This window comes from Kitasatospora sp. Xyl93, from assembly GCF_055383135.1.
The window spans coordinates 492,340-516,600 of record NZ_AP029185.1; the positions used below are offsets into that span (position 1 = coordinate 492,340).

The 24,261-nt window shown below is 74.8% G+C and carries 22 protein-coding genes and 2 pseudogenes; 14 read left to right on the forward strand and 10 right to left on the reverse strand.

The features are described from left to right. Positions 1-134: 134 nt before the first annotated feature. Positions 135-3,650 (reverse strand): S8 family serine peptidase, encoded by a 3,516-nt coding sequence (locus ACZ5GH_RS02230; RefSeq protein ID WP_464333233.1) that lies wholly within the window; start codon positions 3,648-3,650, stop codon positions 135-137. 229 nt (positions 3,651-3,879) lie between these two features. Next, positions 3,880-4,731, reverse strand: a complete 852-nt coding sequence (locus ACZ5GH_RS02235) for a siderophore-interacting protein (protein ID WP_464333234.1) — start codon at positions 4,729-4,731, stop codon at positions 3,880-3,882. Between the two features lie 81 nt (positions 4,732-4,812). Between ACZ5GH_RS02235 and ACZ5GH_RS02240 the strand changes: the two genes are divergently transcribed. The 5 genes and pseudogenes from ACZ5GH_RS02240 to ACZ5GH_RS02260 all read left to right on the forward strand — a co-directional run. Next, entirely contained in the window at positions 4,813-5,664 is an 852-nt protein-coding gene (locus ACZ5GH_RS02240; protein ID WP_464333235.1) for a TetR/AcrR family transcriptional regulator, read from the forward strand. 32 nt (positions 5,665-5,696) lie between these two features. Then, on the forward strand, positions 5,697-5,987 hold the full coding sequence (locus ACZ5GH_RS02245) for a hypothetical protein (protein ID WP_464333236.1): 291 nt from the start codon (positions 5,697-5,699) through the stop codon (positions 5,985-5,987). 45 nt (positions 5,988-6,032) lie between these two features. After that, positions 6,033-6,201: pseudogene (locus tag ACZ5GH_RS02250) on the forward strand (transposase); the annotation flags it as partial. Positions 6,202-6,253: 52 nt separating this feature from the next. Continuing rightward, positions 6,254-6,415, forward strand: a complete 162-nt coding sequence (locus ACZ5GH_RS02255; protein ID WP_387747829.1) for a hypothetical protein — start codon at positions 6,254-6,256, stop codon at positions 6,413-6,415. An 81-nt stretch (positions 6,416-6,496) separates the two neighbouring features. Beyond that, positions 6,497-6,622, forward strand: a pseudogene (locus ACZ5GH_RS02260) (GNAT family N-acetyltransferase); the annotation flags it as partial. Positions 6,623-6,626: 4 nt separating this feature from the next. Here the strand turns inward: ACZ5GH_RS02260 and ACZ5GH_RS02265 are convergent. Then, on the reverse strand, positions 6,627-6,824 hold the full coding sequence (locus tag ACZ5GH_RS02265) for a hypothetical protein (RefSeq protein WP_387747827.1): 198 nt from the start codon (positions 6,822-6,824) through the stop codon (positions 6,627-6,629). Positions 6,825-6,986: 162 nt separating this feature from the next. Between ACZ5GH_RS02265 and ACZ5GH_RS02270 the strand changes: the two genes are divergently transcribed. The 4 genes from ACZ5GH_RS02270 to ACZ5GH_RS02285 all read left to right on the forward strand — a co-directional run bounded on the left by ACZ5GH_RS02270 (position 6,987) and on the right by ACZ5GH_RS02285 (position 9,964). Then, a complete protein-coding gene (locus ACZ5GH_RS02270; RefSeq protein WP_464333237.1) occupies positions 6,987-8,339 on the forward strand; it encodes a D-alanyl-D-alanine carboxypeptidase family protein in 1,353 nt (450 codons plus the stop codon). A 104-nt stretch (positions 8,340-8,443) separates the two neighbouring features. Next, positions 8,444-8,968 (forward strand): P-loop nucleotide/nucleoside kinase family protein, encoded by a 525-nt coding sequence (locus ACZ5GH_RS02275; protein WP_464333238.1) that lies wholly within the window; start codon positions 8,444-8,446, stop codon positions 8,966-8,968. Between the two features lie 50 nt (positions 8,969-9,018). Continuing rightward, positions 9,019-9,432, forward strand: a complete 414-nt coding sequence (locus ACZ5GH_RS02280; RefSeq protein ID WP_464333239.1) for a PPOX class F420-dependent oxidoreductase — start codon at positions 9,019-9,021, stop codon at positions 9,430-9,432. 130 nt (positions 9,433-9,562) lie between these two features. Further along, complete coding sequence (locus ACZ5GH_RS02285) at positions 9,563-9,964, forward strand: NTP pyrophosphohydrolase (protein ID WP_464333240.1); 402 nt, start codon at positions 9,563-9,565, stop codon at positions 9,962-9,964. A gap of 120 nt (positions 9,965-10,084) precedes the next feature. Here ACZ5GH_RS02285 and ACZ5GH_RS02290 read toward each other — a convergent pair whose 3' ends face one another. After that, positions 10,085-12,283 (reverse strand): M4 family metallopeptidase, encoded by a 2,199-nt coding sequence (locus ACZ5GH_RS02290; RefSeq protein ID WP_464336785.1) that lies wholly within the window; start codon positions 12,281-12,283, stop codon positions 10,085-10,087. 508 nt (positions 12,284-12,791) lie between these two features. Between ACZ5GH_RS02290 and ACZ5GH_RS02295 the strand changes: the two genes are divergently transcribed. Genes ACZ5GH_RS02295 through ACZ5GH_RS02305 form a run of 3 tightly spaced genes read left to right on the forward strand, consistent with a single transcriptional unit; the run spans position 12,792 to position 15,669 of the window. Continuing rightward, complete coding sequence (locus ACZ5GH_RS02295) at positions 12,792-12,953, forward strand: hypothetical protein (RefSeq protein WP_401108243.1); 162 nt, start codon at positions 12,792-12,794, stop codon at positions 12,951-12,953. Then, on the forward strand, positions 12,950-15,187 hold the full coding sequence (locus ACZ5GH_RS02300; RefSeq protein WP_464333241.1) for a heavy metal translocating P-type ATPase: 2,238 nt from the start codon (positions 12,950-12,952) through the stop codon (positions 15,185-15,187). The genes ACZ5GH_RS02295 and ACZ5GH_RS02300 overlap by 4 nt, the downstream gene beginning before the upstream one ends. Further along, positions 15,184-15,669, forward strand: a complete 486-nt coding sequence (locus ACZ5GH_RS02305) for a copper chaperone PCu(A)C (protein ID WP_387747813.1) — start codon at positions 15,184-15,186, stop codon at positions 15,667-15,669. The genes ACZ5GH_RS02300 and ACZ5GH_RS02305 overlap by 4 nt, the downstream gene beginning before the upstream one ends. A 40-nt stretch (positions 15,670-15,709) precedes the next feature. On the opposite strand, the gene ACZ5GH_RS02310 is transcribed toward ACZ5GH_RS02305, so the two are convergent. The 3 genes from ACZ5GH_RS02310 to ACZ5GH_RS02320 all read right to left on the reverse strand — a co-directional run bounded on the left by ACZ5GH_RS02310 (position 15,710) and on the right by ACZ5GH_RS02320 (position 18,896). After that, positions 15,710-16,714, reverse strand: a complete 1,005-nt coding sequence (locus ACZ5GH_RS02310) for an Acg family FMN-binding oxidoreductase (protein ID WP_464333242.1) — start codon at positions 16,712-16,714, stop codon at positions 15,710-15,712. Positions 16,715-16,929: 215 nt separating this feature from the next. Beyond that, on the reverse strand, positions 16,930-17,781 hold the full coding sequence (locus tag ACZ5GH_RS02315; RefSeq protein ID WP_464333243.1) for a universal stress protein: 852 nt from the start codon (positions 17,779-17,781) through the stop codon (positions 16,930-16,932). Between the two features lie 275 nt (positions 17,782-18,056). Next, positions 18,057-18,896: an alpha/beta fold hydrolase gene (locus tag ACZ5GH_RS02320; protein ID WP_387747807.1), complete on the reverse strand. Its 840-nt coding sequence runs from the start codon at positions 18,894-18,896 to the stop codon at positions 18,057-18,059. 39 nt (positions 18,897-18,935) lie between these two features. On the opposite strand from ACZ5GH_RS02320, the gene ACZ5GH_RS02325 reads away from it, so the two are divergent. Then, complete coding sequence (locus ACZ5GH_RS02325; protein ID WP_464333244.1) at positions 18,936-20,081, forward strand: saccharopine dehydrogenase family protein; 1,146 nt, start codon at positions 18,936-18,938, stop codon at positions 20,079-20,081. Beyond that, complete coding sequence (locus ACZ5GH_RS02330) at positions 20,078-20,659, forward strand: TetR/AcrR family transcriptional regulator (protein ID WP_464333245.1); 582 nt, start codon at positions 20,078-20,080, stop codon at positions 20,657-20,659. The genes ACZ5GH_RS02325 and ACZ5GH_RS02330 overlap by 4 nt, the downstream gene beginning before the upstream one ends. Positions 20,660-20,697: 38 nt before the next feature. Here the strand turns inward: ACZ5GH_RS02330 and ACZ5GH_RS02335 are convergent, their stop codons facing one another. The 3 genes from ACZ5GH_RS02335 to ctaD form a co-directional block, all read right to left on the reverse strand. Further along, entirely contained in the window at positions 20,698-21,417 is a 720-nt protein-coding gene (locus ACZ5GH_RS02335; protein ID WP_401108848.1) for a response regulator, read from the reverse strand. 207 nt (positions 21,418-21,624) lie between these two features. Beyond that, a complete protein-coding gene (locus ACZ5GH_RS02340) occupies positions 21,625-22,158 on the reverse strand; it encodes a hypothetical protein (protein ID WP_387747801.1) in 534 nt (177 codons plus the stop codon). 104 nt (positions 22,159-22,262) lie between these two features. Next, on the reverse strand, positions 22,263-24,086 hold the full coding sequence (gene ctaD, locus ACZ5GH_RS02345; RefSeq protein ID WP_464333246.1) for an aa3-type cytochrome oxidase subunit I: 1,824 nt from the start codon (positions 24,084-24,086) through the stop codon (positions 22,263-22,265). Positions 24,087-24,261 lie beyond the last annotated feature (175 nt).

Here is a 24,261-nt window from a genome sequence, read left to right on the forward strand (position 1 = left end):
ACCGCGTTGGTGCCCGCACGGCCCCACCCGCAAGGTGTCCGGCCCGCAAGGTGTCCGGCCCACCGGACGCGGCCGAGGCCGCCCCGGCGATCCGGGACGGCCTCGGTCTCGACTCCGGTGGAACCGGCGTGAGGTCAGCCCACCGTGTAGCTGTACGGGATCGCCGCGAGCACCGAACCGGTGGTGTTCAGGACGTTGTTGGCGGTGGCCACGCCGGTCGGGCCGGAGACCAGGTACAGCACGCCCCTCACGGTGCTGCCCCTGGGGCCGGCCGGGGTCAGCGTCACCTGGAGCGAGCCGGTGGCGCCGGGGGCGACGGTCACCGGGACGGCGGCCGCGGCCGAGGCGTCCACGGAGGCGGCGTACGGGTCACCGGTGCTGGAGGTCAGCGCCGGGTCGAAGGCCGGGGTGTGCGCGGTGGCCGTGACGGTGGAGGTGCCGGCCGGCGCCCCGCCGGTGCCGAACGGGCCGATCTGCTGGACGAAGGTGCCCCAGTTGCCGGGGACGACCGGCTGCTCGGCGGTGCCGTGGTCGGTCGCGACCGAGACGGCCGAACCGTCCTGGGCCTTCCTCAGGTCGCCGAACAGGTCCGGCGAGCCGGCGGTGGCGCTCAGCTCGATCTGCGCCGGCGTGGAGGACGCCGCCACGGCCTGGAGCCGGTCGGTGCCCGGCGGCACCAGGAAGGACGGCACCGCGGAGTCGAGGCTGAGCGGCAGGCTGACGGTCGCGGAGGCGCCCCGCGGTACCAGCGGCAGGTCCACCCGGCGGTCCAGCCGGCCGTCGGCCGCGATCCGCTGGGTCGCGACGGTGTTGTTGGTGTAGTCCACCTGGACGGTGACCGGCTTGCCGGCCGCCAGCCTGGTGCGGGTGTCGTTCGGCAGCCCGGCCGCGGTGGCCTGGTTCCGGTCGAACGCCACGGTGCCGGTGAAGTCCTGGGCGAGTTCCTGGCCGCTGACCGGGCCGAGCACGTTCAGGACGAACCGCCAGCGGCCGGCGGCCGGGGCGACGGCGGTGGCCGAGACGCCGTCACCGGTGCCGGCCGGGTTGCCCTGGGCGTCGAACAGCCCGTTGCCCTCGATGTCGACCGGGGTGCCGTTCGGGCTGATCAGCGCGCCCTGCATGAGCAGCTTCGGGTCCTTGCCGACAGTCACGCCGACCCGCAGGTCCCGCTGCCCCTTCGGGACGTCGAAGGCGTACGAGAAGCTCTGCGTCGGCGAGGCGCTGCGGGCGTTGCCACCGGTGACGGTTCCGGTGAAGGTGCCCTTGCCGTGGTCGACCGGGACGAGGCTGCGCAGCACGACCGGGACGCTGGTGGTGTGGCCGTCGGAGCTGGAGACCAGTACGGCCTGGCTGGAGTCGCCGCTGGTGGCCGGGGTGGTGAGCTGGACCTTGAGGGTCCTGGTCTGGCCCGGCTTCAGGTCGGTGGTGCTCGGGCTCACGGCGCCGGCCGGCACCGCGCGCTGGGTGGCGGTGCCCAGCTGGACGTCGCCCTTGTAGCCGGCGGGACCGGCCGGGGTGTAGAGGACGGCGGTCCACTCGCCGGCCACCGGGTGCGGGACGTCGACCAGGCCGAAGTCCGCCGGGGTGGCGCCGCCCTGCGGGCGGGTGTTGGTCTCGAAGCGGCCCGAGGGGTCGAGCAGCGTCATGCGGACCACCGGTCCGTTGGTGACCGGGTCGGGCGCGCCCTGCCAGGCGATCGAGGCCGCGAGGCGGTCGGCGCCGGCCGGGACGGTGAACGTGACCTGCTTGCGCACCCAGTCCGCGCCGTTGGTCGCGTACTTGAAGGTGTCCGTCGAGGACGGGTCCAGCTGGACGGTCTGCCGCTCGCTCGACTGCGGGGCGAAGGTGCGGGTCGCGGCGCTCACCGTCTGGGTGCTGTCGCCGGTGTTGGTGACGGACACCTCGGCGGTGTGGGTCGAGCCGGGGGCGCCGGCGATGTCGACCTGGCCGGTGCCGACCACCACGGTCCGCGCGCCCCCGGTGCCGTCCCCGTCGTCGTAGCCGCGGGCGGCCTCGACGGCGGCGCGGACGTTCAGCAGGCCGGCGCCCTGCTCCTCGGCCGGCACGCCGAGGTCGGTGGCGGTGCCGGTGAGGAGCTTCTTCACCAGGGCCGGGGACGGCGAGTCGCCGCCGTGGGTGTCCCGGTAGGCCTGGATGACCAGGGCCGCGGCGCCCGTCACGAAGGGGGCGGACTGGCTGGTGCCGCCGAACGGCTGGATCGGCGAGGGCCGGCCGTTGTAGCCCTTGCAGTCGGTGTACCTGCTGGTGTCGGGCGTGCACAGCGCCCAGTCCGACTCGCCGGGCGCGACCAGGTCGACGGTCCGGCCGGCCTGGGTGAAGCCGCCCGAGGAGAGCGCGGAGATCCGGTTGTCGCTCCAGGTCCGGTTGGAGAACTGGGAGGCCGCGTAACCGGTCTGCTGGTAGTTCTGGTTGTCGGTGGAGGCGCCGACCGCGATCACGTACGGGTCGGTGGCCGGGGTGCCGATCGTGCCGCTGATGCCGGCGTCACCGGTGGAGACGGCGACGGTGACACCGGCCTTGACGGCCTGCTCGTTGAAGAGCGAGATGGTGTCGTGGGCGCCGCTGTCCGGGGTGACGTTGCCGCCGAAGGACTCGTTCAGCACGTCCACGTGGGCGACCCGCACCGCGTAGTCGATCGCCTGGAGGATCGACGAGTTGGACATCATCTCGCCGCCGGCCTTCAGCGCGACCAGGTCGGCGTCCGGGGCGAGGCCGCGGATGCGGATGGTGCAGCCGGTCGGCAGCGGGTGCGAGGCGTTGACGAACGCGGAGACGTCGTAGACCTGGCGGCCCTGGGCGATGACCGCCGAGGCGTCGCCGAAGGCCTCGGCCGCGCCGGTCGGCGCGTCCCAGCCGTCGCCCGCGAAGTCCTGGTGGTCGACCACGGCGTGCGAGCCGTCGGCCCGGATGAAGTCCGGGTTGTCCGGGTCGAGGCCGTCCGCGATGTAGGCGACCTTGACGCCCTTGCCGGTGGCCAGGTCCTCCACACCGGGCTTGCCGTTGCCGGTGACGGCCCGGGTCGAGTACAGGGCCTCGGGCTCCAGGAGCGGCTTGCCCGGGTCGGAGGGGCAGACCGTGTTGGTCGCGTTCTCCTCGGCCGCCTGAGCCTTGCCGCTCTGCCCCTTGCCGTCCAGAGCCTTGCCGTCCTGAGCCTTGCCGTCCTGACCGTTGCTGCCCGGAACGGCCTGCACAGCGGCGTCGGCCTGTGGCGAGGCGTCGGCCTTGGGCGCCTTGGCACCCGCGGCGGCAGCGGCGGCCTTCGCCTTGGCCGCGGTCGGCGGGGCGACCTGGACCTGGCCGTCCGCCACCACCGCGGCGACCGCCGGGTCTGCCTGGAGCCGGGCCCGCAGGGCGGGACCGACCGTGGCGGAGAAGGCGTTGCCGACCACGAAGGTCTTGATGTCGGTGCCGCCGCCCGCCCTGACCCTGTCCAGCAGCGGCGCCTGGGCGTCGGCGGCCTTCTGCTGCCGGGCGCCCAGGTGGCGGTGGTCGGCCGGGGCGTCCGCGATCTGGTCCTTCAGGATCACGATCACCGGCACCGGGGCCCCGTCCGCGGGCGCCGCCTGGGCGTTCTGCGGGGCGGGGGCGGCCGGGGCCGCTCCGGCGACCGTCCCGAGGCTCAGGACCATGGACGCCGCGGTGACCGCGACGGCGGCTGTTAGCCGGGTTTTCCGCCAGCTGATCATATAAATCCTCTCGTCAGATGGACAGCTGACGCATTTCAACGCACCTGAGAGGATCACGACAAGGGGGTAAATCCCCATCAGAAAGTAAAGTTGACCATCGATCAGTAAAATTCGGAGCGGAAATCGGGCCGAACCCCCCGCTTTCAGCCGATCGGCCCTTTCCGAGCCCCGCTCAGCGGCCGGCCGGCCGCTCCCGGGCGTCCGCCAGGTCCTCGGGGGTGGGCGCGTCGTCCTGGGTCAGCCGGTGGCGCCAGTAGCCGGTGAAGTCGATGTTCCCCTTCGGCACCCCCTGCTCCTCGACCAGGCACCGCCGGATCGCCCGGACCGCCCCCGCCTCCCCGGCCAGCCAGACGAAGGGCTCGCCCGCCGGCAGCACACCGTCCCGGAACGCCTCGGTGAGCACCGCACCCGGGGTCGCGCCGTCGCGGTACAGCCACTCCACCTCCAACTCGGCGCGGCTTTCCAGGCTTTGGCGCTCCGCCCGGTCGGCGACCTCGATCCAGGCGTACGCCCGCACCCCCTCGGGCAGCGCCCCGACCAGCGTCGCGAGCGCCGGCAGCGCGGTCTCGTCACCGGCCAGCAGCACCCAGTCGGCGGCGGCCGCCGCCTCGGCGAACGGCACCGGCGGGGCGTACAGCGCGGACGGACCGACCATCCCGAGCCGGTCCCCCGGCGCGGCGCGCAGCGCCCAGGCGGCGGCCGGGCCGGTGTCGCCGTGCAGCACGAAGTCGATCTCCACCAGTCGGGTGCCGGGGCGCCGTCCGCGCAGGGTGAAGCTGCGCAGCAGCGGGCGCCGCTCCTCCGGGATCGCCAGGTAGGCCTGGTACCAGCCCATCGGGTCGTCCTGCCGGGCGGGCAGCACCGGCTCGCGCTGCCCCGGGCGCGGGAAGCAGAGCTTGAGCTGCTGGTCGGGGGCGGTGCCGGCGGTGTCGGGCAGATCGTCGGCCGCGAAGGCGATCCGGGCGGTGCGCGGGGTGATCCGGCGGACCTCGACGACCTCGACGAAGGTGACGGGCAATGTCATCGCGAAACCCCTCCGATTGATAGCCTTACGGCATAAAGAATTGCTCCGGAAAAGATACTTTACGCCATAAGGAGATGCCGGATGACCGTCTACGCCGGGCAGGGCGACGCCCACCGCTCGCTCGCCCTGCTCTGGGGCGCGCCCGAGGAGCCGCGCACCGGGCGCAGCGGCCCCAAACCGGGCCTGAGTGTGGACGCGATCGTGTCCGCCGGCATCGCGGTCGCCGACGCCGAGGGCATGGCCGCCCTGTCGATGCGCGCCGTCGGCGAACGGCTCGGCCGCACCGCGATGGCGCTCTACACCTACGTGCCCGGCAAGGCCGAACTCCTCGACCTGATGCACGACCGGGCGCTCGCCGAACTCCCCACCGCCGTCCCCGCCGAAGCTCCCGCGCCCGACGACTGGCGGCAGGCCGTCACCGGCTGGGCCGAGGAACTGTACGCCTGCTACCTGCGCCACTCCTGGGTGCTCCAGGTCTCGCAGGCCCGCCCGGTGCTCGGCCCCGCCGAACTCGCCGCGATGGAGGCGCTGTTGAGCGCGCTGCGACCGGCCGGCCTGACGCCACCGCGACTGCGCGGGGCGGTCGCCGCGCTCTGGCAGTTCGTCCGCGGCCTGGCCGCCACCGCCGCCGACGCCCGCGGCGCGGCGGCCGCGACCGGGGTCACCGACGAGGACTGGTGGGCCACCCGCTCGGCCCGACTCGCCGAACTGGCCCCGGACTTCGCGCAACGCTTCCCGCTGCTGGCCGCCCTCCAGACCCCCACCGGCGACACCCCGGAAGGCCCCCACCGGGAGGCCTTCCGCACCGGCCTCGCCGTGCTGCTCGACGGCATCGCGGCGGACGAGGCGTCCGAGGCGCACCGGGATGCCTCAGGGGCAGACGGTGACCCGGGCGCCTGGGCGTTTCGTTTGGATCATGGCGAGGGCGAGTGATGACGGCGGTTCCCGGGTGGCACCCTGGTGCGATGCGACCTGGAACCGACGCCACCGAGAACGACCTGCGGCAGCTGCTCAATCAGTGGGATCCGATCGGCGTCGCCGACGAGGTGCGGGACGAGTATGACTGCATGCTCGCCCCTCTGCTCCAGCGCCTCCGTGCTGGCGCGGACCAGGAGGAGATCGGTGCGCTTCTGCGGCAGGAGCTGGAGGAACACTTCGGTCTCGACCCTCTGGGCCTGCGACCTGACGCGATGGCAGCCCGAGTGATCGGCTGGTGGGCGACTGTCGGCAGGGCTGATGGCACCAGCTGCGTCTAGGCTGTGTGGCGAAAGTGGATCTGGTGCTGTGGATGATCACGGTTCATGGGTCGGGGAGATCTCACGGACGAGCAGGGCGGTGCTGGAGCCGTTGTTGCCGAAGGGCACGAAGGCGGGCCGGCCACCTGTCCGGCCTCCGCGGCGGTTGATCGATGGCATACGGTTTCGGGTCCGTACTGGGGTTCCGTGGCGGGACGTGCCCGTCGAGTACGGGCTCAACGCCCACATCGCCCGGTCCCTCGGACACTACGGGTAGGCTCGTAGGTATGGGAATTGACTGGGAGAACATACTCGACGCAAGCGGTGACGACCTCGACGATGCCTACAACAGGGCGGTCTCCGCGGCCATCCACAGCGATGACCCGGCGGAGGACCGTCGGCCACTCCCAGTCGGCGAAGAGCACGACGACACAGACGGCTTGCGCTGAACCGAGGAAACGCCCCGGCAAGCCGCGGCGTTTCGCCATCGGGTCAGAGGTCAGTCAAGAGGCGGCCGAGCTCGACTATGCGGCTCGATCGCCGCCTTCACCGAACTCGTCATCCCCGGCAACGGCACGGGTGACGGCCGGGACTACGGCACGGGGGTGCTGCCCGAGCACCGAGGTCACGGCTTCGGCCAGATGATCCGAACGAAACCGACTAACCGCGGTGGGCGGCGGGGAGGGCCAGCACGACGCCGAGCACCACCAGCGTGGCGTACCCGGCGACCTCGTGGCCGACCGGTACCAGGACCCGGACGAAGCCGAACAGCCGGAAGCCGTCGATCCAGGTGGACAGCAGGCCGGAGGTGCCGCCGACGATCAACACGGAACCGAGGTAGCCGAGCAGGGTCTTCATGATCCCGAGCCTAGGAAGCCGCCCCTCGGCCGGGCATCCGACTTTCGGCGCGGCCGGGCACCACCAAAGTCGTGGTTTCCGCGCGGCCGCGCACGGCTCCGGACGGCTCCGGACGGAGCAGCAGGCCCGGCGGCCCGGCGGCCGCCCGGGTACGTTCGCCGTGTGCTCCCCACCCGCATACCGCCGAAGCCGCCGTACGTCGCCAGGGCCGCGGCCACCGCCGGTACCGCCCTGGTACTCGCCGCCGTCGCCCCGTCGGCCCTCGCCCAGGACGCCGTCCCCGCCGTCGGCGGCGAGCGGCTCGGCCTCTCCGCCGTCCAGGTCGCACCGCTGGCCGGGGCCCCCGCGCTGCCGTCGGCGCTGACCGGCCGCTCCTGGCTGATAGCCGACGCGGCCACCGGCGAGGTTCTCGCCGCCCGCGACGCCCATCTGCCGCTGCCCCCGGCCAGCACCCTCAAGATGCTGTTCGCGGACACCGTGCTGCCCAAGTTCGACCGGGCGCTGGAGCACCGGGTCACCACCGCCGAGCTCGCCGGCCTCGGCGCGGGCAGCAGCCTGGTCGGCGTCAAGGAGGACCTGCCGTACCGGGTCGAGGACCTCTGGCGGGGTGTCTTCCTCAGCTCCGGCAACGACGCCGTCCACGTCCTCGCCCACATGAACGGCGGCCTCCAGCGGACCGTCGCCGAGATGCAGGAGCGCGCCCGGGCGCTCCAGGCCCGCGACACCAGGGTGGTCTCCCCCGACGGCTACGACATGGACGGCCAGGTCTCCTCCGCCTACGACCTCACGCTCTTCGCCCGGGCCGGGCTGCGCAACGCCGACTTCCGCGCCTACTGCGCCACCCGCACCGCGCGCTTCCCGGGCGGGCTGGACAAGCTCACCGGCCAGCGCGCCAGCTTCGACATCGCCAACACCGACCGGCTGCTGGGCAAGTACCCCGGCCTGATCGGCGTCAAGAACGGCTACACCACCAACGCGGGCGCCACTTTCACCGGCGCCGCCGAACGCGGCGGCCGCACCCTGCTGGTGACGGTGATGCACCCGGAGGTGCAGAGCAAGGTCTACGACGAGGCCGCCAGCCTGCTGGACTGGGGCTTCGCCGCCGCCGGGAAGGTCCAGCCGGTCGGCCGACTGGTCGACGAGGTCGCCGCGCCCTCCCCCACCGCGCAGGCCGGGGCCCAACCCGGGGCCGACGCCGAGACCGACGCCGTCGAGCAGGTGCCGCCCTGGTCCCGCCCGCCGGTGACCGGCGGCTCCGGCACCGGCCTCGCCCCCGCCGCCTGGACCGCCGCCGCCCTCGGCGCCGCCCTCGCCGCCTGGGCCACCGCCCGTACCGCCGCCCGCCGCCGCACCGCACCCGCCCGGGCCGTGGCCGCCCCGGCGTACGGCGGGGGCGGCGCGACCGCCCTCGGGGGCGCCACCGCCGTCGGCGGGCGCGGCCGGCGCCGCCTCACCCGTCGCGCCCGCGCCCTGGTCCACTCCGCCCGGAGCCACCGGCACCGCCCGCCGCGCTGAGCGCCGGCCGGTCCCCGCTCGGGAGCGGGTCGGGCAGCCGCCCCGCCGTGGCCGGCCGGAGAAATCGGTGGCCGGACACCCGGCTCCGCGGGCACCATCCAGGGGTGACGACGTTGTTCCTGATGGTCGGCCTGCCGGGCGCCGGCAAGACCACGGAGGCCCGGCGGCTCGCGGCGGAGCACGGCGCACTGCGCCTGACGCCCGACGACTGGATACTCCCCCTGTTCGGCACGGCGGAGGCGGACGGGAAGCGCGACGTGCTGGAGGGGCGCCTGCTCTGGCTCGCCCTGGAGGCGGTCCGGCTGGGCACCGACGTCGTGGTGGACTACGGCTGTTGGTCCCGGGACGAGCGCTCCGCGATCCGCTGGCTGGTGGAGGCGGAGGGCGCGTGCTTCCGCATGGTCTACCTGCCGGTGGACGACGCCACCCAGCGCGCCCGGATCGCCCACCGCTGGGCGACTTCCCCCGAGGAGACGTTCCCGATGACCGAGGCCGACATCCGGCACGGGCGGGCGCACTTCGAGGAGCCCGACGCGGCGGAGCTGGAGGGCCGCGAGCCGGTCGGCCCGCCCCCCGGCCCGGTGGACTGGCGGCGGTGGGCCGCCCACCGGTGGCCGTCGTTCGGCTGACCCGCGCCGACGCGTGGGAGGCCCGGGCGACAGGCCCTAGACTTCCGGCCATGACCACGCCCGACCCCTCCGCCGCGAACCGGCTCGCCCGGATCGTGCAGCTCTCCTCCGGGAGCTACCTGCTCGTCACCACGTACAAGAAGGACGGCACCGCCGTGCCGACCCCGGTGTGGGTGGTGCGCGACGGGGAGGCGCTCGGTGTCTGGACCGTCGCGGACTCCTGGAAGGTCAAGCGGATCCGCAACCGCGCCGACGTGCTGGTCGGTCCCTGCGACGTCAAGGGCCGCCCGACCGGCGAGCAGTACCCCGCCACCGCCGAGATCCTCGGCCCCGAGCGCACCGGCGCCTACCGCACGCTGCTGCGCCAGAAGTACGGCCTGCTGGGCGTGCTCACCCTGCTCGGCAGCCGGCTGCGGCGCGGCGAGCGCGGGACCGTCGGCATCCGGATCACGCTGACGGACTGACGGCGGCCCGGACGCCATCCGCCGCCGGGACACCGACCGCCGCCGGGACGCCACCCGTCGGCCGGACGCCTGCCACCCCACCCCGGCAGGCCGACCGCCGCTGCCGTCCGGGCGTGGCAGGCTGGCGGCCATGGAACAGAACGAGGCCGCGCCGCCGCCCCTGCTGGTGGTCGACGGCGCGAACGTGGTCGGCTCCGTCCCGGACGGCTGGTGGCGGGACCGGCAGGGCGCCGCCGGGCGGCTGCGGGACACCCTGGTCCCACTCGCCGCCCGGGGCCTGCCGGAGCTGCCCGGCCCGCTGGAGGTGGTCCTGGTGGTGGAGGGCGCCGCCCGGGGTGTCGCCGGGCTGCCCGAGGTCCGGGTGGTCGAGGCGGACGGCAGCGGGGACGACCGGATCGTGGAGCTGGTCCGGGCGGCGCGGGCCGAGCACCCGGAGCGGGCCTGCCTGGTGGCCACCGCCGACCGCGGACTGCGGTCCCGGGTCGGCGCCCTCGGCGCCGCCGTGACCGGGCCGCGCACTGTGCGGCCGTAGCGCCGGGCCCCGACCAGGTGACCCGGAGCCCGGCGAGGAACCGTACCGCGCTTCCGGGGAACGGTCCGGCCGGCGAAGCGGGCGCTTCGCCGGCCGGATCACCTCGATGAGGCGTGACGGTCAGAAGACGAGCTTCCAGCCGTCGAGGCGGCCCGAGTCGCCGCGGTACACGTCCTGCACCCGGAGCCGCCAGGTGCCCTTGGCGGGCTGGGCGGAGGCGTCCACCGTGTAGGTCGCGACGACGTTCTCGGCCGAGTCGCCGAGGTTGCTCTTCTTCAGCGGGTACACGGTGCCGTCCGGGCCGACCAGGTCGATGGCCAGGTCACCGCGCCAGGTGTGCTTGATGTCCACGGACACCCTGAGGTCGCTCGGCGCCTGGCCGGGGAGCCGGTCGACGGCGATGTCCGAGAAGACCGCCGGGCCGCCGTCCGGGATCGGCAGGGGGGTGGTGTTCGCGAAGATGCCCGCGGAGACCTTCCAGGAGAACGTCGTCGTCAGGCTGCTGTGGTGGGAGGCCTTGGCGGTGAGGGTGACCGGGTACGTGCCGGGAAGGGCCGGGACGCCGGTGACGCGGCCGGTGACCGGGTGGAGCGTCAGGCCCAGCGGGAGGCCGGTCGCGTGGTAGGTGACGACGCCGGGGTTGAAGTTGACGGCCTTCACCTGGAGATCGGCGGCGGTGCCGATCGCGGTGATCTGGCTGTCGACGGGGTCGAGCAGGAGCCCGTCGACGACGCGCGGGCCGACGTTGATGGCCGCCCAGGCGTTGGCGACGTTCTGGTAGGTCGCGCTGGTCGGCCCGTAGAGGTCGGCGGTGGCCTTCAGGGTGGCGACGCGGGCGGCCGCGTAGTTGGTGGACGAGGTCATGTAGGTGGTGAGCGCCCGGTACCAGATCTTGGTGGCGGCGTCCCGGCCGATGCCGGTCACCGGCAGGCCGTCGGAGGTCGCGGAGTCGTAGGCGACGCCGTTGACGGTCTTGGCACCGCTGCCCTCGGAGGCCAGGTAGAACCAGTGGTTGGCCGGCCCGGAGGAGTAGTGCACGTCGACGGAGCCGAGGTCCGCCGACCAGTAGTCCCTGGACTTGCCGTCCTTGGACGGCTTGTCCATGTAGCGCAGCGGGCTGCCGTCGCCCCTGATGTCGATCTTCTCGCCGATCAGGTAGTCGCCCTGGTCCTGGGGGTTGTTCGCCCAGAACTCGATCGCGGTGGCCATGATGTCGGAGGTGGCCTCGTTCAGGCCGCCGGACTCGCCGCTGTAGACCAGGTTCGCGGTGGCGGAGGTGACGCCGTGGGTCATCTCGTGGCCGCCGACGTCGATCGAGGTCAGCGGCTTGACGTTGCCCGCGCCGTCGCCGTACGTCATGCAGAAGCAGGCGTTGGACCAGAACGCGTTGACGTAGTTCTTGCCGTAGTGGACCCGGGTGTACGCGGCGACGCCGTCGTCCTTGATGCCGTTGCGGCCGTGGACGTTCTTGTAGTAGTCCCAGGTGAGTTGGGCGCCGTAGGCGGCGTCGACGGCGGCGGTCTGCCGGTTGGCGACGGTGCCGTCGCCCCAGGTGTCGGTCGGGTTGGTGAACAGCGTCCTGGTGCCGGTGGTGCCGTTCAGGTCGTAGGTGCTGTGGCCGCCGCGGGTGTTGTCGGTCATCGCGAAGCCGCCGCCGGCCGCCGTGGTGCCGATGTCGACCTGGCCGGAGTACTTGCTGTTGCCGACACCGGTCTCGATGCCCTGGTACTCGAAGATCTTCTTGCCGGATGCGGCGTCGGTGATGACGTGCAGTTCGGACGGCGTGCCGTCCTCCTGGGTGCCCGTCACGACCGTCTCCCACGCCAGGCGCGGGGTGCCGGAGGCGGCCCAGACCACCTTGCGGGCGTCGTCGGCGGCCGGCTCCGCGACCTTCGCCTCCCCGGCGCTCTCCAGCGCGAGGCCCTTCGCCGCCTCCGCGCTCTCCTTGGGCGCGGTGTCGACGGCGATGCTCGCCTCGGTGGCCTTGTCGACGCCCTTCGTGGAGCCGTCCGGCGCGGTGTGGACGACCAGGTCGCCACCGAGCACCGGCAGTCCGTCGAAGGTCCGCTCGTAACGGGTGTGCACGGTGCCGTCCGCGTCCTTGGTGACGCCCCGGACGACCAGCGCCTCCTTCGACTCCAGGTTCAGCGAGGCGGCGGTCTTCGCCAGCGACGCGTCGGCGGAGGCCAGCAGATCACCGCGCTGCTCCGGCGAAAGCTCCACCGGCAGCGCGCCGGCGAAGGCCCGGGCCTCGGCGGAGGCCACGGCGGGAGTCTCGTCGGCGGCGGCGACGCCGGACGTCAGAGCGGTCACCACCATCGCGGCGCTGGCTATCAACGCGCCTGCGGCGGTGGCCTTTCGGAAGGATCGAGTCACACGGAACTCCTTCTGCGACGGCCGGGTTCGGGGCGGCCGGAGTCAGCCGGGCGGCGAGCGTGGTGCCGCCCGGTAGAGCTGGTGGTCCGAACGGGTGGAACGGTGTGTCCGACCCGACGCGATCGCCGCGTCGGGTGGTGCGCGTGCGACGGCAAGGGCCTCTGCCGCGATGGGACGGTACAGTGCCAGCTTTGGTGGGAACGCGTCACCCCGTGCGGCGGCAAGTTGGCCGAAATCCCTTCGCCATCAACCTAATGTCGAGGTGATGATCCGTCAGCAGACGGGCAAATGCGGGAGAAAAGGCGGGCAGCGCCGACGGCGGCGCCCCACCGTCCCCGGCTCCTCGGCCGTCATCCGATTGTTCGCGCACTGTTTCCGAGCTTCCGGGAACCGGCCGGGGTGGCCGTCCGACTGGTGGGGCGTGAGTGCGAAGTCGCCGGGTGTCCGGCCGTTGAGTGTGCTGGCGGGGTTCCTCCTGCTGCTGGTGGTGGTGTTCGTGGTGGCCTACGGGGTGGGGCGGCAGGTGGGGCCGGTGTCGCCCGGGCTGCGGCCCGCCGACGGGGGCGGCGCGCCGCCCGGGGCGGGTGGGCACGACATGGGCGGCATGCGGTGAGCGCCGTCGCGGAGCCCGTGGTGGCCACCGATCTGGCGGTCGGCGGGATGACCTGCGCCGCCTGCGTGGGCCGGGTCGAGAAGCGGCTGGCCCGGATCGAGGGCGTGACGGCCGGGGTGAACCTGGCGACCGGGCGGGCCCGGGTGCTGCACCCGGCCGGGGTGCCGGTCGGCGAACTGGTGGCGGCGGTCGAGCGGGCGGGCTACACCGCCGCGCCGCTGCCCGCGGGGGCGCCGGTCGGGGTGGCGGCCGAGGAGCCGGACGAGTGGTGGCGGCTGCTGGTCACCGCCCTGCTGGCCGTCCCGGTGCTGGTGCTGTCGATGGTGCCGTCGGCGCAGTTCACCGCCTGGCAGTGGGTCTGCTTCGGGCTCGCCGTGCCGGTGGTGACCTGGGGGTCGGCCGGCTTCCACCGCCGGGCCCTGCGGGGCCTGCGGCACGCGGCGGCGACCATGGACACCCTGGTCAGCCTGGGTGTGGTGGCCTCCTTCGGCTGGTCGGCGTACGCGCTGTTCCTCGGCGGGGCCGGGGATCCGGGCATGCGGATGCCGTTCTCGCTGACCGCCGACGGCGGCGGCACCGCGCACGTGTACCTGGAGGCGGCGGTCGGCGTGCCGCTGTTCGTGCTGGCCGGGCGGCTGCTGGAGGGCCGGGTGCGCCGGCGCAGCGGCTCCGCGCTGCGGGCGCTGGCCGAGCTGGGCGCCAAGCAGGTGTGCCTGCGGGACGCGGACGGCGAGGAGCGCCTGGTGCCGATCGAACTGCTGCTGCCCGGGCAGGAGTTCGTGGTGCGGCCGGGCGAGCGGGTGGCCACCGACGGGGTGGTGGTCGAGGGCGGTTCGGCGCTCGACCTGAGCCTGCTGACCGGGGAGAGTGTGCCGGTCGAGGTCGGCCCCGGGGCCCTGGTGGCGGGGGCGACGGTGAACGTCGGCGGCGCGCTGGTGGTCCGGGCCACGGCGGTCGGCGCGGACACCCAACTGGCACGGATCACCGCGCTGGTGGCGCAGGCCCAGGCGGGCAAGGCGCGGGCGCAGCGGCTCGCGGACGCGGTGGCCGGGGTGTTCGTGCCCTGTGTGCTGGCGGTCGCGGCGAGCGTGCTGGGCTTCTGGCTGGGGGCGGGCGCCGAGCCGCAGGCGGCGGTGACGGCGGCGGTCGCGGTGCTGGTGGTGGCCTGCCCGTGCGCGCTCGGGCTGGCCACGCCGACGGCGCTGCTGGCGGCGACCGGACGGGGCGCGGAGCTGGGCGTGCTGGTGCGCGGCCCGGAGGTGCTGGAGAGCCTGCGCCGGGTGGACACGGTGGTGATGGACAAGACCGGGACGCTGACCACCGGCCGGATGGAGCTGGCCGCCGTCACCACCGCGGGCGGTCTCACCGAGGACGAGGCGCTGCGGCTGGCCGGCGCGGTCGAGCACCGCTCGGAGCACCCGATCGGCCGGGCCGTCGCGGCGGCCGCCCGGGAGCGCTGCGGGCCGCCGCCGGCCGTGGAGGGCTTCGCGGCCACCACCGGGCTCGGGGTGTCCGGGACGGTCGGGGGCCGGGCCGTCCGGGTGGTGCGGCCGGACGACACCGTCCTGCCGCCGGCCCTGGCCGAGGCGGTCGCGCGGGCCGGGGAGACGGGCCGCACGGCCGTCGCGGTCGAGCTGGACGGGCGGCCGGCGGCCGTCCTGGAGGTCGGCGACACCGTGCGGTCGGGCAGCTGGCGGGCGCTCCACCGGCTGCGCGGGCTGGGCCTGGAGACCGTCCTGCTGACCGGGGACGGCCCCGGCGCCGCCCGCGCGGTGGCGGCCGAACTGGGCATCGGGCGGGTGCACGCCTGCGCCTCCCCCGAGCGCAAGGCCGAGGTGGTGGCCGAGCTGCGCGCCTCCGGCCGGACGGTGGCGGTGGTCGGCGACGGCGTCAACGACGCGGTGGCACTGGCCTCGGCGGACCTCGGGGTGGCCCTGGCCTCCGGCAGCGACGCCGCGATCGGTGCGGCCGGGCTGACCCTGGTGCGCGGCGACATCGAGGCGGTGGTGGACGCCGTACGGCTGGCGCGGCAGACCCTGGCGACCATCCGGGCCAACCTGCTCTGGGCCTTCGGCTACAACCTGGTGCTGATCCCGCTGGCGGCGGTCGGGCTGCTCAACCCGATGCTGGCGGCGGTCGCGATGTCGCTCAGCTCGCTGCTCGTGGTGGGCAACAGCCTGCGGCTGCGCACCTGGGAGCCCGGGCACGGACGGCGCCGGGGAGGCCGTCGGTGAAGGCGGTCGGACGGCTCGGGGTGGTCGGCCCGCCGGTCGGCGCGGCGGCGCTGGCCCTGGTCCTGCTCTCCGGGTGGACGGCGGTCGGCGGGGCCGGCCGCGCCCGCCCGGTGGAGGCCGGGCCGGGCTGGGTGCTGCTGCCCGCGGCGGGCGCGGCCTCCGCCACCGCGGCCTTCTTCACGGTCCGCAACCCGGGCGACGTACCGGACGAACTGACCGGTGCCAGTTGGCGGTTCGGCGGCCGGATCACCCCGAAGCGGCACCTGCACCAGGGCGCGGCGGGCCGCTGGGAGGCGGCCCCGGCGCTCCCGGTGCCGGGCCGCGGCGAGCTGCGGATGACCCCGGAGGACGCCGACCTGATGATCGCCGACCCGCCGCCGCTGCGGGCCGGCCAGTGGGTGGAGTTCACCCTCACCTTCCGTCACAGCCCGCCGCTGCGGCTCGCGGCCCAGGTGCTGCCCGCGGCCGAACGGCCGCGCTGAGCGGGGCAGGGGGCCGAGCCGGCTGCTGGGGAAGGCCTGCTCAGGAACCCCCGAGGGTCTCCTCGGCGGACCGCCGCGGGGTGGCCGCACCGGGCGGGCCGTAGCCGGCCCGCAGCACCAGCTGGACGTGGCCCGGCCCGGCGGCCGGGTCGCGCAGCGCCCAGCGGGTGTCCGGCCACTCGATCGCCTGGTGCCATACGGTGAGCCGCACCCCGTGCACCGTGGCCAGCAGCCACACCCTCTCCAGCGCCTGCCCGGTGCGCAGCCAGTCCAGCGGGCCGTCGCCGGGGGTGCTGAGCGTGCACAGCTGGGGCAGCGCCTCGAAGCGCTGGGACGGCTGCTGCCCGGGGGCCTCCGGCGGGCGGCCCGCGAACCCGCGCATCGGCACCCGGGCGTCGTGGTCCTGCGGGCCGAGCGCGGCCTGCGGGATGCCGTCCCCGGCGGTGCCGTCGTCGGGCCGCAGCCAGGCGCGGGACTCGGCGGTGCGGGCCGGGTCGGCGGCGTTGCGGCGCTCGGCCTCGGCGGTGAGCGCCTGCACCCGCCGTACGCCCTCCTCCTCCAGCACGGTCAGCACGACGCCCTCCTCGCGGGCGGCGTCGATGAGCTCGCCGACCACCGCCTCGGGCACGTCGCGCTGGGTGAAGGGCAGGCGGCTGGAGTGCCGGGCGGCGACGGCGGGGTAGAGGTCGCGGCCGAACGGCGTCTGCTCGGCGGCCGGGCGGGAGAGGTCCAGCACGGCGAGCAGCCCGGGCTCGGCGGCGTCCGGCAGCAGCCGCACCAGCGGTTCGCGGTCCAGCCGCCCGGCCGCCACCCGCAGGTTGAACACGGCCGCGCCGACCGCGATGTGCACCGCGGCGCCGACCGGGTCGGCCAGCGGTACGGAGCGCCCGGTGTCGGCGTACACGGCGAGCCCGCGCCCGTCCGGGGTCGGCGTGAAGCGCCAGGGCTGGCTGTTGTGCAGCGACGGCGCGGCGCCGCCGGCCGCGGCGAGCAGGCGCAGGTCGGCGGCGCTGAGCATCGGGGTGAGGGCCGGGTCGAGCGTCATGGCGATGCACTCCTTCAACCGCGGGGCTTCGGCTTCGACCGCCGGGTCCGCGCGCGTGCCCGGAGGTCCCGCTGCTTCCGAGGGTGCGCGCCCGGCACGGGCCGGCGAAAGGGCCCTTGGGCCTGTTCCTCCGGCCGCCCCCAGGCGTTCGCAGGCCTGGGGAGGGCCCGTCCGGTGGATCGGGACGGGGGCGGATCCACCGGACGGGCCGCCCGTCACCCGTGCGGAACGACCGCGACGGGAGCCTCGGTGTGGTGCAGGACGGCGTGCGCGACCCGGCCGAGCCGGGGGCCGAGCTCGATCGGGCGGCGGCCCCGGCCGACCACGACCAGCGCGGCGCCGGCCGAGGCCTCGACCAGGGCGCGGGCGGCACCGAGCTGCACGTCCTCGACCACCTCGACGTCCGGGTGCCGCTCGCGCGGCCCGGCCAGGGCGAGCGTCAGCAGCTTGGCCTCCAGCGCCTCCAGCTGCGCGAGCTCGGCCGCCGGGACGGCGCCGCCCGCGTAGCCGAACACCGGCGGCAGCTCCCAGCCGTGCACCGCCCGGACCCGGGCGCCGCGCAGGGCCGCCTCGCGGAAGGCGAAGTCGAGCACCTCGGCCTCCGGGGTGTGGGCGTCGACGCCCACCACCACCTCGCCCGCGCCCTCCGCGCCGGCCTCGCGCACCACGACCACCGGCACCGGGCTGCGCCCGGCCACCGACCTGCTGACCGAGCCCAGCAGCAGCCCGGTGAAGCCGCCGCGGCCGCGCGAGCCCAGCACCAGCAGCTCCGCCTCCTCGGCGGCGGCCACCAGACCGTCCACCGGCGCGTCCAGCACGGCGTCGGTCTCCACGGCCAGCTCCGGGTGCGGACTGCGGACGTCCTCGGCGGCCTCGGCCAGGATGCGGCGGACGGCCTCGGGCAGCGTGTCCGGCTCGGCGAAGGACGACACGCCGTCGGTCAGCCACGGCCAGGCGTGCACCAGGCGCAGCGAGGCGCCCCGGCGCGCCGCCTCGGTGGCGGCCCAGCGGGCGGCCGCGGTGCTCTGCGGCGATCCGTCGACCCCGGCCAGCACGGTTGACGTCATGAGTCCTCCTCCACACTGTCGACACGCTGTCGACGCTCGGCGGTTCGGTGCGGGCCGCGGTGCGCTCTGACGCCCCGTCCGCTCCTCCCCCACCCTGGCAGCGGTGCACGGCCCGGCGGCAGAGGCCGCAGGACCCTCCGCGACGGGACGAAAGGCCCGCCCGACGGAGCCTACGGCCGACCCCGCCGTCCCCACCGCCGACACGATGGCGCCGCCGGGAACACGGCGGTCCCGCCGGTCGGACGGCACTCGGTCCCGGCCGGGCGCCGGAGCCGTCAGCCCCGCAGGGCGCGCAGGAAGCCCAGGAGGTGGGCGTTGAACTCGGCGGGCCTTTCCATGTTCGGGTAGTGCGCGGTGCCCTCGACGGTCACCGCGCGGCCGTCGACGACGGTGCGGCAGACCCGTTCGGCCAGGCCGATGTGGTCCACCGAGTCGATGCCGCCGTTGATCGCCAGCAGCGGGACGGTGATGCCGGTCAGCCGCTTCCAGGTGTCGGTCACCGGCACCAGGTACTGGGGCTCGTCGGGGGTGTGCTTGGCGACGGTGTGCCGGGTCATCTCCTTGAGCCGGCGCACCACTTCGGGGTCGACCTCGTCCAGGCCGCGGTACGGACCGGAGGCGAGCCGGGTGAACGAGTCGAGCCAGCGCTCGCCGTCCCCCTCGGCGAGCGCGGCGCCCTGCTCGGCGGCGAGTTCGCGCAGCCACGGGTCGTTGAACTCGGACTCGCCGGTGCCGTTGCCGCTGATCACCAACGCGCGGACCAGCTCGGGGTGTTCGAGCGCCAGGTCGAGGGCGATCGTCCCGCCCATGGAGAGCCCGACCACGGTGACCGGGCCGAGGCCGAGGTGGCGCAGCAGGTCCGCCAGGTCGTCGGCGGGGCGGAACGGCCGCCTCGCGTTGTCGGAGGCGCCGTGGCCGCGGGTGTCCGGTGCGATCACCCGGTGTTCGGGCAGCAGGGCGGGGAGCTGGTCCGCCCAGCTCCGGTGGTCCAGCAGGCCGCCGTGGAGGAGCACCAGCGGCTCGCCCGAGCCGGCGTCGAGGTAGGCGAGGCGGCCGTGGCCGCTGTCGAACGAATGCAGGTCGAAGGTCGATCCGGGGGCAGCGGAGTACGTCATGACGACAATTTTAGGTCGGACGACCTATATTTGTCTCCCATGAGCACCGACCCCGTGGGCGACGGCCTGCCCGTACACCCCACCTTCCCCTCAGACCGCCTCAGCCACAACCCCGACGGCCCCGTCCTGCTGGTCGGCGGCTACGGCACCGTGGGCGCCGAACTCGCCCGACTCGCCTCCCCCGCCTGGCCGTTGCTGCTCACCGGCCGCTCCGAACGGCGCGGCGCCGCCCTGGCCGCCGAACTGGGCGACGCCACCGTCCGGCGCTGGGACCTCGCCGACCCCGAGCCGTTCAGCGCCGCCGTCCGGGCGGTGGTCGGGGTGGTCAACGACCCGGACGACCGGGTGCTGCGGGCCGCCGTCCGCGCCGGCGTCCCGTACGTGGACGTCACCCGCTGGACCGCCCGGCTGCAGCGCGCGGCCACGCTCGCCGCCCTGCTGCGCCCGACCGCCCCGGTGCTGCTCTCCTCCGCCTGGATGGGCGGGGTGACCAGCCTGGTCGCCGCCGCCCTGGCGGACCGGCTGGGCGGCGCCGAGCGGATCGAGACCGCCGTCCGCTGGGACCTCGCCGACCGGGCCGGCGCCGACTCGGTGGAGTTCATGGACCGCCTCGGGCTCGACTACGAGGTGGTGCAGGACGGCCTGCGCCGCTCCGTCACCCCGCTCAGCCGCCCCCGCACCGTCCGGATCGGGGACTCCCCGACCCTGGTCGCCGGGATCGACACCCCCGAGCAGTTCACCCTCCCGCTCACCCTGGGCGCCACCACCGCCACCACCCGGATCGGCTTCAGCTCCCGCTCCTCCACCACCGCCCTGCTGGCCGCCCGCCGCGCCGGGTTCTTCCGCTGGGGGCGCGGCGAGCGCTGGCAGGGCGCCCGCCGCGCCCTGCTGTACTCCCCCGGCGAGGGCGGCACCGCCCGGCTGCGCGTCGACGTCGGCTCCGGCGGGCGCACCCTCACCGCCACCGTCGAGGACCGGGCCGGACAGGCCCGGCTCACCGCCGTCGGCGCCCTGCTCGCGCTGCGCCGGACGCTCGGCACCGACGGCGCCCCGCCGCCCGCCGGGGTGGCCTTCCCGGAGCAGACCCCCCTGCCCGGGCGAGTCCTGGGAGCCCTCGCGGCACTGGACGTCACCGTCACGGTCTCCGCGGCCGACGGGCGGCCCGGTACGGAGGCGGCGGCATGAGCAACACCCGGGGCCTGAGCGGCAAGGGCGCCCAGCGGCGCGAGCAACTGCTGGACACGGCCGAGGAGTTGCTGGTCACCACCGGCGGCAGCGAGCTGTCCATGCGGGCGGTGGCGGCTGCCGCGGGCGTGCGCCTCGGCCACCTCCAGCACTACTTCCCGACCCACGCCGAGCTGGTGGGCGCCGTACTGGAACGCGTCCTCGGCCGCTCGGCGGAACGGCTCGCCCCGCTGCTCGACCCCGGCCGCGACGAGGACGACCTGATCCGCGCCCTCCTCGCCGAGCAGCAGGACGCCCGCCTGGTCCGGCTGTTCGCCGAGCTGTGGGCACTGGCCGCCCGCGACCCCTCGGTGGCCACCGCCGTCCAGGCCTTCTACACCCGCTACCGGGACCTGGTCGTCTGCTTCCTCGCCGAACGCCGCCCGGCCCTCGGGGAGGACGAACGCCGGGCCCGCGCCCAGGTGTTCATCATGCTGATCGAGGGCGCCTCGCTCTTCCGCTCCGGCCTGGCCGGCGCCCCGGAGACCTCGGCGGACACCGAACTCCTGCGCACCGCCCGGGGGTTGCTGGGACTGTGAGGGAGCCGAACCGCCCCGGAGGGAGCCGGGCGGCCGGGTCAGAACCGGCCGGAGCGCAGCACGGAGGACTGCGGGGCGGCGGAGGCCTGGCGCAGCTCGGTGGCGATCAGGGCGGCCTGCACCCGCCGCTCGACACCGAGCTTGGCGAGCAGCCGCGATACGTGGTTCTTGACGGTCTTCTCGGCGAGGTAGAGCCGCTCGCCGATCTGCCGGTTGGTCAGGCCCTCGCCGATGAGCTCCAGGACCTCCTGCTCGCGCGCGGTCAGGCCCGGCCCGGTGGTGACCGGCTGGGCCGGCTCGGCGTCGCTGCGCAGCCGGTTGAGCAGGCGGGTCGCGGCGCCCGGGTCCAGCATCGAGCGCCCGGAGGCGACGGTGCGGACGGCGGCGACCAGGTCGGTCCCGCTGATCTGCTTGAGCACGTAGCCGGCGGCACCCGCCATCACGGCGTCCAGCAGCGCCTCCTCGTCGTCGAAGGAGGTCAGCATCAGGCAGGCCAGCCCGGGCATCCGCGAGCGCAGCTCACGGCAGACCGAGACGCCGTCGCCGTCGCCCAGCCGGACGTCCAGCACGGCCACGTCGGGCCGCAGGGCGGGCACCCGGACGAGCGCCTGCTCGGCCGTCGCCGCCTCGCCGACCACCTCCAGGTCCGGCTCGCTGTCCAGCAGGTCGTGCACGCCGCGGCGCACCACCTCGTGGTCGTCCAGCAGGAACACCCGGACCGGTGCCGAGGCCTCGGCACCCTCCGTCTTGGTCGCCATCATGATGCGGCTCCGCCTTCGTCACACCCCCGCACACTCCCAGCGGGGCCCAGGGCATCCTCCCCCGGATCCGGCCGCCGCCCCAGGGCCCAACGGCCCCATTCGGACCGGGCCCCGGTGCCCTGGGCCCGGAGCCCCGCCCCCGCCCCCGCCCCCGCCCCCGCCCCCGCCCCCGGCAACGGGCACCGGGCCGTCGGCGCGGGCGCCTCAGCGCCCCTGCCGCCGTACATTGCCCAGCCCCATCAGCAGGAAGGCGAGCGCGACGCCCGCGCCGCTGACCGCCGCGAGCACCACCCGGGGCACCACCGCGCCGCCGCCGGACAGCAGGATGGCCGCCGCCCCCAGCGAGGCGACGGCCGCGCCGACCACCAGCCACCCGGCCAGCACCAGCGCCGGCGGCCGGTCGGAGCGCGGGGCGGGCCCGGCGTCCAGGGCGGCCCAGCGGGCGGCCGCCTCCCGCACCTCCCGGCGGCGGTCGCCCAGGGCCCGCAGCCGCAGCGCCGCGCCGCCGACCAGGCCGGCGAGTGCGATCTGCGCGGCGGGCCGCCAGTCCGGCAGGACGAGCAGCAGCCCGCCCGCCAGCGCGAGCCCGGCCCACCACAGCACGCAGGCCGCGGCGGCCGTACGGGTGGAGCGCGGTCGGTCGGCGCCGGCCTGGAGGTCGGCGATGGCGGGCAGGTACCAGACACAGCCGCTCGCGGTGAGGGCGGCGGTGCCGATGGCGAGAACGGTGTGGTTCACGACCCGGCCTTCCTGGTCACGAAGGGGTGGCGAGAGTGGACGGGCCGTCCCCGCCCGCCCGGCGGCGGCGAGGCGGGCGGGGACGGCGTTCGGTACGGCGGAACTCAGCCGCCCGACGGCGGGTCGGCGGGCCCGGCGGCCGGGGCCTCGGCGGCGAGGGCGGCGGCCGCCCGGTCCGCCCGGCTCAGCGGCCGGTCGTACTTCGCCGGCTCCACGCCCTCCAGGTGCTTGGCGGGCTCCCCGCTGTGCTCCAGCACGTCCCGGGCCGCGATGTCCGGGTGGTGGAGGTCGAAGGCCGGGGATTCGGAGCGGATCCGCGGCAGCTTCACGAAGTTGTGCCGCGGCGGCGGGCAGGAGGTGGCCCACTCCAGCGAGCGGCCCCAGCCCCACGGGTCGTCCACGGTGACCTTCTCGCCGTACTTGGCGGTCTTCCAGACGTTGTAGAGGAACGGCAGGATCGACAGGCCGAGCAGGAACGAGCCGATGGTGGAGACGGTGTTCAGGGTGGTGAAGCCGTCCGACGCCAGGTAGTCGGCGTAGCGGCGGGGCATGCCCTCGGCGCCCAGCCAGTGCTGGACCAGGAAGGTCGAGTGGAAGCCGACGGTGAGGGTCCAGAAGGTGATCCGGCCCAGGCGCTCGTCGAGCTTCCTGCCGGTCATCTTCGGCCACCAGAAGTGGAAGCCGGCGAACATCGCGTAGACCACGGTGCCGAACAGCGTGTAGTGGAAGTGCGCGACCACGAAGTACGAGTCGGAGACGTGGAAGTCGATCGGCGGGGCCGCGAGCAGCACGCCGGTCAGGCCGCCGAACAGGAAGGTGACCAGGAAGCCGACCGTCCAGAGCATCGGGGTCTCGAAGCTCAGCGAGCCCTTCCACATGGTGCCGACCCAGTTGAAGAACTTCACGCCCGTCGGCACGGCGATCAGGAAGGTCATGAAGGAGAAGAACGGCAGCAGGACCTGCCCGGTGACGTACATGTGGTGCGCCCACACCGTCACCGACAGGCCCGCGATGGCCACCGTCGCGGCGATCAGGCCGGAGTAGCCGAACATCGGCTTGCGGCTGAACACCGGGATGACCTCGGAGACGATCCCGAAGAACGGCAGCGCCAGGATGTACACCTCGGGGTGCCCGAAGAACCAGAACAGGTGCTGCCAGAGCATCGCCCCGCCGTTGGCCGGGTCGAAGACGTGCGAGCCGAACTTGCGGTCGCACTCCAGCGCCAGCAGCGCGGCTGCCAGCACCGGGAAGACCAGCAGCACCAGCACCGAGGTCAGCAGCACGTTCCAGCAGAAGATCGACATCCGGAACATCGTCATGCCCGGGGCGCGCATGCAGATGATGGTGGTGATGAAGTTGACGGCCCCGAAGATGCTGCCGAAGCCGGACAGCGTCACGCCCATGATCCACATGTCGGCGCCGACGCCGGGCGAGTGGATCGCGTCGGACAGCGGCGCGTAGAGGAACCAGCCGAAGTCGGCGGCGCCCTGCGGGGTCGCGAAACCGGCCGCGGCGATCAGCGAGCCGAACATGAACAGCCAGTAGGACAGCATGTTCAGCCGCGGGAAGGCGACGTCCGGGGCGCCGATCTGCAGCGGCATGATCCAGTTGGCGAAGCCGGTGAACAGCGGCATCGCGAACAGCAGCAGCATCACCGAGCCGTGCATGGTGAAGGCCTGGTTGAACTGCTCGTTGGAGAGGATCTGCGTTCCGGGCCGGGCGAGTTCGGCGCGCATGACCAGGGCGAGGATGCCGCCGATCAGGAAGAACGCGAACGAGGACACCAGGTACATGGTGCCGATCGTCTTGTGGTCGGTGGTGGTCAGCAGTCTGACCAGGGCCGAACCGGGCCTGCTGGGCCTGACCGCCCCGGCGGGGAGGGCCGTCGGCGGTGAGGTGGGGTCGCCCTGTGCCTGGGTGGCGCTCAAGGACGCGCTCCTTCGGAACGTCGTGCGGATGGGTGGCGATCCATGATCCGAACAGACCGCCTCCGCACCCCAGGGCCCTTCGGCCCGCCCGCCCGGGGCCGCTGGGCCCGAGTTCCCGGGCCCCGACCGGGACCTCCCGACCGCGTGCCCGGGGCCTCACCGGCCGCGCACCCGG

Coding starts and splice junctions, on each gene's coding strand:
- ACZ5GH_RS02310 (WP_464333242.1), bottom strand. CDS start 16,714: ATGACGCTCGACCCGGCCCTCACCCCGATGCTCAGCGCCGCCGACCTG.
- ACZ5GH_RS02255 (WP_387747829.1), top strand. CDS start 6,254: ATGGGAATTGACTGGGAGAACATACTCGACGCAAGCGGTGACGACCTC.
- ACZ5GH_RS02320 (WP_387747807.1), bottom strand. CDS start 18,896: ATGACGTACTCCGCTGCCCCCGGATCGACCTTCGACCTGCATTCGTTC.
- ACZ5GH_RS02230 (WP_464333233.1), bottom strand. CDS start 3,650: ATGGTCCTGAGCCTCGGGACGGTCGCCGGAGCGGCCCCGGCCGCCCCC.
- ACZ5GH_RS02325 (WP_464333244.1), top strand. CDS start 18,936: ATGAGCACCGACCCCGTGGGCGACGGCCTGCCCGTACACCCCACCTTC.
- ACZ5GH_RS02265 (WP_387747827.1), bottom strand. CDS start 6,824: ATGAAGACCCTGCTCGGCTACCTCGGTTCCGTGTTGATCGTCGGCGGC.
- ACZ5GH_RS02290 (WP_464336785.1), bottom strand. CDS start 12,283: ATGGTGGTGACCGCTCTGACGTCCGGCGTCGCCGCCGCCGACGAGACT.
- ACZ5GH_RS02235 (WP_464333234.1), bottom strand. CDS start 4,731: ATGACATTGCCCGTCACCTTCGTCGAGGTCGTCGAGGTCCGCCGGATC.
- ACZ5GH_RS02245 (WP_464333236.1), top strand. CDS start 5,697: ATGCGACCTGGAACCGACGCCACCGAGAACGACCTGCGGCAGCTGCTC.
- ACZ5GH_RS02330 (WP_464333245.1), top strand. CDS start 20,078: ATGAGCAACACCCGGGGCCTGAGCGGCAAGGGCGCCCAGCGGCGCGAG.
- ACZ5GH_RS02280 (WP_464333239.1), top strand. CDS start 9,019: ATGACCACGCCCGACCCCTCCGCCGCGAACCGGCTCGCCCGGATCGTG.
- ACZ5GH_RS02335 (WP_401108848.1), bottom strand. CDS start 21,417: ATGGCGACCAAGACGGAGGGTGCCGAGGCCTCGGCACCGGTCCGGGTG.
- ACZ5GH_RS02240 (WP_464333235.1), top strand. CDS start 4,813: ATGACCGTCTACGCCGGGCAGGGCGACGCCCACCGCTCGCTCGCCCTG.
- ACZ5GH_RS02285 (WP_464333240.1), top strand. CDS start 9,563: ATGGAACAGAACGAGGCCGCGCCGCCGCCCCTGCTGGTGGTCGACGGC.
- ACZ5GH_RS02315 (WP_464333243.1), bottom strand. CDS start 17,781: ATGACGTCAACCGTGCTGGCCGGGGTCGACGGATCGCCGCAGAGCACC.